Raw genomic sequence first — 11,027 nt, 5'->3', positions numbered from 1 at the left:
ATCGTCCAGTACGTAAGAGCGGATTTGGCTACCCCAGCCGATATCAGATTTGTTGTCTTCCATCGCTTGTTTTTCGGCAGTTTGCTTTTGCAGCTCATACTCATAGAGTTTGGCTTTCAATTGCTTCATTGCCTGATCTTTATTCTTGTGTTGCGAGCGGTCATTCTGGCACTGCACTACGATATTGGTAGGTACGTGCGTGATCCGCACCGCGGAGTCAGTCCGGTTAACGTGCTGACCACCTGCGCCTGACGCACGGTAGGTGTCAATGCGTAAATCCGCCGGGTTGATTTCGATTTCAATATCGTCGTCGATTTCCGGATAAACGAATGCCGATGCAAATGACGTATGACGGCGATTGCCTGAGTCAAAGGGCGATTTACGTACCAGGCGATGCACGCCGGTTTCCGTGCGTAGCCAGCCAAAGGCATACTCGCCTTCAAAGCGAATCGTTGCACTCTTAATACCGGCAACATCACCGTCTGACACTTCAATCAGTTCAGTTTTAAAGCCGTGCTCTTCACCCCAGCGCAAGTACATTCTGAGCAGCATATTGGCCCAGTCCTGCGCTTCAGTGCCGCCGGAACCAGACTGTATGTCGAGGTAGCAATCGCAGCTGTCGTTCGGGCCGGCGAACATGCGGCGGAATTCCAGCACTTCCAGTTGCTCTATCAGTTCATCGAGCTCACTTTTCGCTTCGTTGAAGGTGTCTTCGTCTTCGGCTTCTACGGCTAATTCAAGCAGACCTTCGACGTCTTCGGCACCTTGCTCCAGTCGCTGAATGGTTTCGACAACCTGTTCTAGTGCGACTTTTTCTTTACCAAGGGCCTGCGCGCGCTCTGGCTCATTCCAGACATCCGGACTTTCCAGCTCGCGGTTAACTTCTTCTAGACGCTCCGACTTAACATCGAAGTCAAAGATACCCCCTAAGCGCTTCACTACGCGCCCGGATATCCCGAATCGCATTTTGCACTGGGTTAACTTCAAACATGGGTAACCTTAATACGTTGGTGTTGTAGATAAGACGCGCGATATTACCGAATTTAGCCGATATTTAACAGCCGTTTGTCAGTACCGCGCGTTATGGATTATTCGCTTTTCAGCTTAGTGGCCAGGTCGACAACCTGTTTCGCCAGATTCGCCAGTTGCTTTTTCGTTTTCTCGTCGCTGATAGCACCCGACTCATCAAGCTTGTCGGCGACATTACCTACTGCGACCTGGGCTGGCGCAACAATACAGCTCAGGTTCTGCATTAGCATGCGCAATACCACCAGCACACGCATGCCGCCCAGCGCACCTGGCGAAGCTGCCATTAAGCCAACCACTTTTTGCTTATACGCCGCAAGTACAGGCTCATCACCCGCTTTACGAGATGCCCAGTCAATGGCGTTTTTCAGTACCGCAGGGTAGCTGCTGTTGTATTCCGGACTGGCAATCAGGATACCATCGTGCTCAATCATAAGCTGTTTAAAAGCCTGAGCGCGCTCCGGAATACCGTACTCTGCCTCTTCATCTTCGTTAAAGATCGGCATCGCATAGTCAGCCAGGTTGATCACGGTTACTTCCGCACCGGCATCTTTAGCAGCCTGCGCCGCACATTCAACCACGGCCTGGTTGTAAGAATGTCGTCGGGTACTGCCTGAAAACGCAAGAATCTTAGTCATGGTATAAGCCTTCCTAGGTCTGTTATCTGTCAATAGGGTGAGAATGCGGCTTCTCTGAGCCGCTACATTTTATCCAGCGTTTCGATGCCCAGCAGGTCTAAGCCCAGCTTCAGCTGCTTGGCGACCAGCGCAGACAACGCCAAACGACTTTGGCGCATGTTACTGTCTACGTCGTCCTTGAGAATCGGGCAGGCTTCATAGAAACTCATGAAGTGGCTAGCTAAGTCGTAAAGATAGCTACACAGCACGTGTGGCGTTGCATCACGGGCAACTACAGCCAATTGTTCTTCAAACTGTAATAGCTGAACAGCCAACGCATGTTCCTGAGGGTGTTCGATATGAATAGCCTGAGACAGCTGTGTTGGCGCAACACCTGCCTTGCGGAACAGGCTCTGCACGCGAGTAAACGCATACTGTAAATACGGTGCCGTATTACCTTCAAAGCTCAACATGGTGTCCCAGTTGAACATATAGTCGGTGGTACGGTTTTTACTCAGGTCTGCGTATTTCACCGCACCGATGCCCACTTTACGGGCTACCGCGTTCAGTTCATCTTCTGACAATTCCGTATCACGTTGAGCAAGTAATTTCGCCGCGCGTTCAACCGCCTCATCCAGTAGCTCAACCAGTTTTACAGTGCCGCCAGAACGGGTTTTGAACGGCTTACCGTCGCTGCCCAGCATCATGCCAAACGGGCAATGCTCGTAGCTTTGCTCTGGCTTCATAAAGCCCGCTTTGCGGCCTACAATTTCGGTTTGCTTGAAGTGCAGAGCCTGACGCGCATCCGTCAGAATCAGGGTTCTGTCGGCGTTCAGTGTACCGCTACGATAGCGGATTGCTGCTAAATCCGTGGTGGCATACAAGTAACCGCCACCGGATTTTTGCACGATGTACACCGCTGGATTGCCTTCTTTGTCGGCCAGTTCAGGAATAAACACGACCTGTGCGCCCTGATCTTCTACCGCAATGCCTTTTTCTTTTAACTCGGCAACCACGTTGGCTAAATCGTCGTTATAGGCTGACTCGCCCATAATGTCTTTTCGGGTCAGGCTAACGTTCAGCTTGTCGTACACTTCTTCACTGTGTGAGATAGAGACATCAATAAACTGCTTCCACAATGCCAGACACTGTGTATCCCCGCCCTGAAGTTTTACAACGTACTCACGGGCACGGTCGGCAAAGCCGTCTTCTTCGTCGAAGCGGACCTTGGCTTCACGATAGAAATCTTCCAGGTCAGACAGCGCCGTTTCTGCAACTTCGTTGTGGCTGAGTTTGTCGCTTAAGTGTGCCAGCAACATGCCAAACTGCGTGCCCCAGTCACCCATGTGATTCTGACGAATCACCTTGTGGCCGAGGAATTCCAACAGCTTAACAACCGCATCACCAATGATGGTTGTGCGTAAATGGCCAACGTGCATTTCCTTGGCCAGGTTGGGCGAAGAGTAATCAACCACAACAGTTTGCGGTTGTTGGGCTGGAATGCCTACCCGCGCGTCATCCAGTGCAGCATTACACTGTTCGGCTAACCAGTCATCGCGCAGGTGAATGTTAATAAACCCCGGACCGGCAATTTCCAGCTTGCTGGCAACGTCGTCCAGTTTTACCTGTTCTAAAATTTGCTGTGCGATATCGCGAGGTTTTTGCTTCAGCGTTTTTGCCAGCGCCATAGCACCGTTGAACTGATACTCACCAAATTCCGGGCGACCACTGCGCGCAACCGGTACTGGTGCGTCAGAAATACCCATTGAGGTTAATGCCTCGGAAAAGCGTGATATTAGTAAAGCGTGAATATTCATATCGGTGATTAGTGCTCGCGTGTTGTTGTAAATTCAATATCCGGGTAACGCTCCTGCGCTAACTGCAGGTTTACCATGGTCGGGGCGATATAGGTCAAGTTATCACCGCCATCCAGTGCCAGGTTTTGCTCGGCCTTACGCTGGAATTCGTCAAGTTTTTTGGCGTCTTTGCTGTAAACCCAACGCGCTGTTGCCACGCTAACGTGCTCATATATCGCGTCAACGTTGTATTCCGCTTTCAAGCGGGCAACCACCACATCAAACTGCAGTACACCCACTGCGCCCACTATTAAATCGTTATTGATTAACGGGCGGAACACCTGCACAGCCCCTTCTTCTGATAGCTGAATCAGGCCTTTTTGCAGTTGCTTCTGTTTAAGAGGATCTTTCAGGCGGATACGCTTAAACAATTCAGGCGCGAAGTTAGGGATACCGGTAAAACGGTAATCCTCGCCGGAAGAAAACGTATCGCCAATGCGAATTGAGCCGTGGTTATGCAAACCAATGATGTCGCCTGCGTACGCTTCTTCAAGCAGTGCACGGTCGCCAGCAAGGAACGTCAGTGCATCGGAAATTCGTACATCCTTGCCAATCCGCGTGTGGCGCATTTTCATGCCTTTTTCGTACTTGCCTGACACAATACGGCAGAATGCAATGCGGTCACGGTGTTTCGGGTCCATGTTGGCCTGGATCTTAAACACAAAGCCACTGAATTTCGGATCAGTCGCTTCGACTGCGCCGCTGTCGGTTTCGCGTCCCTGAGGCTCAGGCGCCCAGGCCACCAGCCCATCCAGCATATGGTCAACACCAAAGTTACCCAATGCCGTACCAAAGAATACCGGTGTAATTTCACCGGCCAGGAATAACTCCTGATCAAATTCATTGGATGCGCCCATCACCAGCTCAAGCTCATCACGAAACTCTGCCGCTAATCCGCTGCCTACGGCTTCATCTAACTCCGGGTTGTCTAATCCTTTGATAATTCGCACGTCCTGGATGGTATGGCCTTGGCCAGACTGATACAGGATCGTTTCATCGCGGTGAATATGGTACACACCTTTGAATTGTTTACCGCAGCCAATGGGCCAGGTAACAGGGGCACAGGCAATATTCAGCTCGGTTTCCACTTCATCCAGCAACTCCATAGGGTCACGGATATCGCGGTCAAGCTTGTTCATAAAAGTAATGATTGGCGTATCGCGCAGACGGGTAACTTCCATTAGTTTGCGAGTGCGGTCCTCTACCCCTTTTGCCGCGTCGATAACCATTAAACAGGAATCAACCGCAGTCAGTGTACGGTAGGTGTCTTCCGAAAAGTCTTCGTGTCCGGGGGTATCGAGTAAGTTCACAAGATTATCGGCGTAGGGAAACTGCATCACCGAGGTGGTTACGGAAATCCCACGTTCCTTTTCCATTTCCATCCAGTCAGATTTAGCATGCTGACCTGACTTTTTGCCTTTCACGGTACCCGCTGTTTGCAGGGCATTTCCGTACAACAGCACTTTTTCTGTGATGGTGGTTTTACCGGCGTCGGGGTGCGAAATAATCGCAAACGTGCGGCGACGACTAATTTCTTGTTGAACTGTACTCATTAATCCAATGCTTTTCGGTTAAAGAACTGCAGATTGAAGCTGTTGCTCCAATAATTTATTGGCCGCGATTATATAGGTATTTGGCCGGTGTTGGTAGGTTAGTCCGCCTGAATCGTTTTTCACTGTATGGTGACTCTCTGATCTCGTTATCAGACACAACCGTAAAAATTGCCAAACGCTAATTTGAACAAATTCAACACATTAACGAATTTCAATTGTTTGTAAATTTGAATTTATAAAATCCTATGATCTTTTAGGTTATCTCCAGCGTTAAATAGTTGTTAACAATGTAAACGACACTGGAGAACACCATGAAGTTACACAAGTTTGCAGTCGTGGGGTGCGCGGCATTCCTCGCTGCTTGTATGCATGACGATGATAAAAAAGAGGAAGTGGTCACCCCACCTCCTGCCCCCACCTTCAGCGCAAGCGCAACATTCGATATTGATCTGAGTGGTAAGCAGCAAGTCCCTGCCAACATGTCGATGCAAATGGGCACCGCCACCATTGAGCTGGACGAATCCCTCGGACTAATTCGTGCCTCAGTTGACGTGAGCAATGTTGAAGGGGTACAGGCGGTCCACATTCATGATGGAGATATTGGCCGAAATGGTGATGTAGCATTTGGTTTTGAAAGTGCTGGCGACGGCACCTACACTCTAGATGAAACCAGTGTTGACGCAGACCTGATTGAAGACTTGCTGGGAGGCGAATGGTATGTAAACGTGCATACTGAGACCTTTTCAGACGGTGAACTCCGTGGTCAGATAGTGTCTGATGACATGGCGATCGTAACCTTCATGCTGGATGGCGAACAAGAAGTACCGGCCGTCTCCACCCTCGCCGACGGTTATGGTTACGCATTGGTATCTACCGCAACCTACGATCTTGATTTAGTTGTTTATACCGACGGCATTGATGACGCAACAGCGGCTCATATTCATACCGGTCGCGCTGGTAACAACGGCGATGTGTTGGTGGCTCTCGAGCAATCAATGGACGACATGACCATGTGGATGACGCCTGAAGGCACCATGATTGATGAAGATATCTTCGCAGTACTGGCGTCAGGCGGCCATTATGTCAATGTACATACCACTAGCCAGCCAAGCGGTGAAATTCGCGGTCAAATCCTAACCGACGATTATCAATTAGCGACGTTTGCGCTTAGTGGCGCTCAAGAAGTACCCGCAGTTGATACCGATGCATATGGTAGTGGGTATGCACTAATTAACACTTCCACATATGCCGTCGAGGTTACGGTAGTGACTGAGGGGGTAGACGATGCTACTGCGGCACACATTCATACTGGTCGTGTGGGTATGAACGGTGATGTGCTGGTCGCGCTTGAACAGTCGGCCGATGACATGGGCAAATGGGTAACGCCAGAAAATCTCGCCATCGAAGCGTCAATTGTCGACGTGCTCATTTCAGGCGGTCACTATGTGAATGTGCACACCCCGGCCAACGGCAGCGGAGAATTAAGAGGCCAGATCCTAACCAATGATTATGCTTTGGCAACGTTCGAACTTAACGGCGATCAACAAGTACCCGTAGCCTCGACATCTGCGATGGGCAATGGTTATGCCGTTGTGAACACGTCGACATTTGATTTAGAGCTCGTTGTTCATACCACTGGCGTAGACGATGCAACAGCTGCCCATATTCACACCGGTGGTATTGGCATGAACGGTGATGTTCTGGTGGGATTGGAACAGTCAATGAGCGATCCAGGCATGTGGATGACACCGGCGGATACAGCGATTAACGCTGATATTCTGGCAGTGTTGGCCTCAGGCGGCCATTATGTGAACGTGCATACGCCAGCATTCCCGGGTGGTGAAATCCGTGGTCAGATCGTAACGCCTGAATATGTTATTGCGACCTTTGGACTGAGCGGCGCTCAGGAAGTGCCAGCTGTAACGACTATGGCGTCAGGCAATGGCTATGCATTAGTTAATACAATGACCTACGCATTAGATCTTGTTGTGCACACCGAAGGCGTTGATGACGCAACGGCTGCTCACATTCACACTGGTCGTATCGGCATGAACGGTGACGTGCTGGCTGCCCTTGAACAATCTATGGACGATCCGGGCATGTGGATGACAGCGGAAGGCACAATGCTAACGGCTGAGATCTTTGCGGTACTGGCTTCAGGTGGACACTATGTCAATGTACATACGCCAGCCAATACGAGCGGCGAATTACGCGGTCAAATCCTTACCGACAATTACGTAATGGTAGCGTTCGGGCTGAGCGGTGAACAGGAAACTCACGCAGTGACAACAACTGCAACGGGCAGCGGCTATGCGTTGGTCAACACCGACGATTACAGTCTTGAACTGCAAGTGGTTACCAGTGGCGTGGCAGATGCTACGGCTGCGCATATTCATACCGGTGCAGTCGGTGTAGATGGCCCGGTCCTGTTGGCACTTGAACAAGACGCCAGCGATGTAAATCGTTGGATGGCGCCGAGTGGTGCAATGCTAGACGCGGCCATCTTTGCGGTACTGGCCTCAGGCGGACATTATGTGAATGTTCACACACCAGCTTACACTGCCGGTGAGCTTCGAGGGCAAATCCAGTAATCACAATTAACTTTCTACAAGAGGTGCTTTACGCACCTCTTTTTTATTTCCGCAAATGCACAGGTTACATCTTGCGATTCACAGGCTGTGTGCGTAACGTATAGAAAACATACAATAAATAACAATAAAACTCGCAAAGGAGTGGCTACATGAACCGACTTAAAACCGGAATGCTGTCGTGCTTATTCGCAATTTCTCCCTCCCTGATGGCCGATCAATACCACTACGGTAATTTGTTAGTCGGCGGCCGTGCCATCGGTTATGGAGGCGCTTTTATCGCAGTAGCTGATGACCAGTCTGCAATGTATTACAACCCTGCAGGTCTCAGCTTTCAGTCGGGAGCCAAATCAGCCTCTGTAAACACCATGGCATTCGAACGCACGCGCTTCGAGCAAGTTTATTCAAACGGCGACGATTTTGAGCGCGCCTCATTTGCGGTTGTGCCCGGTTTTCTGGGGATCAGCACAGAACTGGAAAACTGGCACATTGGCAGCTACTTTACCGTCACCGACTTTTCTCAGGAACGTGTCGACAGTCGCTCCGACTATACTCTCCCCGCTTCGGACGTAAGTGCACAGCAGCAGGTAACAGAATCGGTCGTTTACGATTTCGACAATGCGGCCTACCGCTTAGGTGGTGTTGCTGCCTATAAAATAAATTCAACGTTTTCACTTGGCTTTGGTTTGAACCTACAATATGCCGAGACAGTACTTAATCAGTCATCAGGTGCGGCTATTGTAATAGATTCCCCCTTGGGGGAGATTTATACCGGGTTTGATGCGCGGCGACGTATTACGGAAAAGCAGTTTTTTATTTCTCCTCAGCTCAGTGTGCTCTACAAAGAAAACGGTTGGCGCCTGGGTGCTTCTGCTACCTATACGGCATCATTAAATCGAAGCTATCGTTCAAACAGTGTCATAGTGGCGCCGATGGTGACCTTACTCACCGGTTCCCCAAACACCACCTTCCGCGATGAAATCAACACCGACAAAGACCAAAAGCAACCGCTTAAATTGTCTGCCGGTGCTGCCTATGAAAGTAATGGCTGGCTGATTACCGGGCAGGTTAACTATTTCACTAAAGTAGATTTAGCCAACAAAACCACCGACAGCGTGCCACTAAACCGGGAATTAAAACAAGTGACCAACTACGCCTTGGGCGTAAAAATTCCGGTTAGCAACACTTCGGCAGTCACCTTCGGTGTATTCACCGATAACAGCAACAGTGTGATTGACCTGACCCAACCATTCCAGCGCGAAGAAGCCATTGATACAACCGGCGTCAGTGTGGCATTTGAGACGCATATCATGAGTTACCCGCTGACAATCGGCATGTATGCGAAACATGGCAGTGGGCAAGTACGCTATGCTGATGTGCGGTATGTTGAAGCCGTAACGGGTCTGTCGCTTTACCCTGAAAATGACTCGTTTGATGTAAAACCGGCATCGAAACGATCATTTGTGTTATTCGCCAGTATGGATTTTTAAACCAACAGTCTTAATTAATCACGTTATGTTGCCTTGGAGGTCGTAACTATTTACTATTCGGTGTGAGAGTTGTTGTAATTTTCTTAACAATAACGACAGCAACTCAATCTCTTTCTAAAATCCAATGGTTTAAATTTTGATTCCAATAATAATAATAAATTTAGATGACAGCATTAAGCGATGGGAAAGCCTGAGCAAACAGGTGGCTGAGCTAGGCCTTAGTAGCACCCGATTTTCAGCTACCTTGGGGAGTGCGCTCAGCGTTCAGGAAAAGCAATCATGGTATGACTCTGCCGCCAATGCAAAGCGACATCATCGCAATTTAACAAATGGCGAAATTGGCTGTTATGTTAGCCACTATCGGATTTGGCAGAAAATCGTCAATGAAAACATTCCGTGCTGCATTGTGCTGGAAGATGACCTGACGATTGATAACGCCTTTCCGCAGGTCCTCGATGTAATTCAGTCGCTGGATACCAACTGGGATATGATAAAACTGTACGACGGGCGTCCAACACCGTTCTTTGAAAGCAAGCAGCTGGATAATGAATTTACATTAGGAAACTACAAAGAAGTGCCCAACGGTACGCAAGGGTATGCCATTACCCTGGAGGGTGCCCGCAAGCTACTCAAACGGAAGCCTTTCTTTCGGCCGGTTGATGTAGACATTCAATTCCATTCTGAATTGTCTCTCAACGTCCTCGGTATCAAACCGTATAAAATCAGTGTTGATCAACGCTTCGAAAGTGACATTATTCGCATTAATAAAGGCCAGCACAATAATCACAGCTCAGCACTGCGTAACTTAAAATACCGCATCAGGATGTTTTTGGAGCGACGCAAAGTGTCAGGCAGACTGCCCGGCTAACTCACACATCATTACAATGGCATCTTCACGACCCGATGCTGTCGGATAATAGCCCTTGCGGGTTTCTATTACCTGAAACCCGTGGCTGGTATATAGCTGGATCGCGCGCTGATTGGATGCGCGCACTTCTAACCAGCAGGTGTGCATACCCTTTGCTTTACAGTGCGCTAACGTAGCATTAAGCATTGCCTTACCCAGCCCTTGGCCTTGCGCTTCAGGTGCAACGGCAATTTCCATTAGCGTTACTTCATCCAGTACGTACAGCAAAATACAAAAGCCCAGTACCCTGCCCTGGCGCTTAATCATCCAACCTTCATAGGGCTGGGTCAGGCAATCTTCAAAGGTTTTTCTCGACCATGGCTTGTATTGAACAGCGGTGTGTATGGCGTGGGCTTGCTCTGCATCGGCCGCTAACAGAGGGAGTAATGTCATAACAGGGTTCAGCTTGCTGACAGCGCAACCAACGCTTGCCATAACGCACGTTTGTGCTCTGCTGTTAGTTTGTCAGGTTGGGCAGGTAGTACCAACTCTTGTTGGTTTACGCTTAGTTCTTTACCTATCCAGACGGCTGCTTTCTCATTAAGTTTGAGAGATGCTAAGGCGTTAGAGACATCATCAGTAAATGCGCTGAACTGTTCGCCAACCGGCTGCTTTGCAGGTGCTGAATTGGTTACAGAAACAGCGGCGGTAGTTTGATTTTTATCGGCTTTACCCTCTGACGACATGGCTGCTTTGAGACTGGCCAGACGAGATTGTGCATCAGACTTTGAAACGGGTGTGCGTTTGGGCTTATCAGCAGGTACCGGGCTGGCAACCTGTTCTGCTGACTGCGTTACCTTTTGTGCATCCTGGCGTTGGAATACCGGAATATTCATGGCTTGCAATACAGCAATTTGATAATCAGACAATCCTGTCGTCATTTACGACACCTGATGGAAAAAACGAAGTAGGAAAAGTGTATCAGATTAAAGAGAGAAGTGGCAGGGGTGGAGGGACTCGAACCCCCAACCATCGGTTTTGGAGACCGCT

At 49.5% G+C, this 11,027-nt stretch carries 9 protein-coding genes; 3 read left to right on the top strand and 6 right to left on the bottom strand.

The window, feature by feature from the left end; translation table 11 throughout:
* The 4 genes from prfB to prfC all read right to left on the bottom strand — a co-directional run.
* Positions 1–991, bottom strand: a protein-coding gene (prfB, locus tag AC4MRN_RS15775) for a peptide chain release factor 2 (RefSeq protein WP_491203813.1) whose coding sequence is annotated in 2 segments (ribosomal slippage) — positions 1–915 and positions 917–991 — 990 coding nt annotated over the 2 segments. Because the reading frame shifts where the segments join, the coding sequence is not laid out codon by codon here. This gene is flagged as partial in the annotation.
* Positions 992–1,088: 97 nt separating this feature from the next.
* A complete protein-coding gene (locus AC4MRN_RS15770; protein ID WP_491203812.1) occupies positions 1,089–1,664 on the bottom strand; it encodes an NADPH-dependent FMN reductase in 576 nt (191 codons plus the stop codon).
* A 62-nt stretch (positions 1,665–1,726) separates the two neighbouring features.
* The gene (argS, locus tag AC4MRN_RS15765; RefSeq protein ID WP_491203811.1) at positions 1,727–3,460 is read right to left on the bottom strand and encodes an arginine--tRNA ligase; all 1,734 of its coding nucleotides are present in this window, start codon (positions 3,458–3,460) and stop codon (positions 1,727–1,729) included.
* Positions 3,461–3,468: 8 nt separating this feature from the next.
* Entirely contained in the window at positions 3,469–5,052 is a 1,584-nt protein-coding gene (gene prfC, locus AC4MRN_RS15760; RefSeq protein ID WP_255054096.1) for a peptide chain release factor 3, read from the bottom strand.
* Between the two features lie 311 nt (positions 5,053–5,363).
* Between prfC and AC4MRN_RS15755 the strand changes: the two genes are divergently transcribed.
* The 3 genes from AC4MRN_RS15755 (at position 5,364) to AC4MRN_RS15745 (ending at position 9,998) form a co-directional block, all read left to right on the top strand.
* The gene (locus AC4MRN_RS15755) at positions 5,364–7,643 is read left to right on the top strand and encodes a CHRD domain-containing protein (RefSeq protein WP_491203810.1); all 2,280 of its coding nucleotides are present in this window, start codon (positions 5,364–5,366) and stop codon (positions 7,641–7,643) included.
* A gap of 149 nt (positions 7,644–7,792) precedes the next feature.
* A complete protein-coding gene (locus AC4MRN_RS15750; protein WP_491203809.1) occupies positions 7,793–9,130 on the top strand; it encodes an OmpP1/FadL family transporter in 1,338 nt (445 codons plus the stop codon).
* A 136-nt stretch (positions 9,131–9,266) separates the two neighbouring features.
* Positions 9,267–9,998 carry a glycosyltransferase family 25 protein gene (locus tag AC4MRN_RS15745; RefSeq protein ID WP_491203808.1) on the top strand — a complete coding sequence of 244 codons (732 nt, stop codon included), beginning with the start codon at positions 9,267–9,269 and terminating at the stop codon, positions 9,996–9,998.
* Here the strand turns inward: AC4MRN_RS15745 and rimI are convergent.
* Both rimI and AC4MRN_RS15735 read right to left on the bottom strand, forming a co-directional pair.
* Positions 9,978–10,430 (bottom strand): ribosomal protein S18-alanine N-acetyltransferase, encoded by a 453-nt coding sequence (gene rimI, locus AC4MRN_RS15740; RefSeq protein WP_491203807.1) that lies wholly within the window; start codon positions 10,428–10,430, stop codon positions 9,978–9,980. The two genes, AC4MRN_RS15745 and rimI, sit on opposite strands and share 21 nt — an antisense overlap.
* A gap of 8 nt (positions 10,431–10,438) precedes the next feature.
* Positions 10,439–10,918, bottom strand: coding sequence for a hypothetical protein (locus tag AC4MRN_RS15735; protein WP_073318893.1), 480 nt, complete (start codon positions 10,916–10,918; stop codon positions 10,439–10,441).
* Between the last annotated feature and the right edge of the window lie 109 nt (positions 10,919–11,027).

The organism is Marisediminitalea sp., assembly GCF_984433645.1.
Note: the sequence above shows the minus strand (reverse complement) of the source record. Positions and strands in the feature narration are given on the sequence as shown.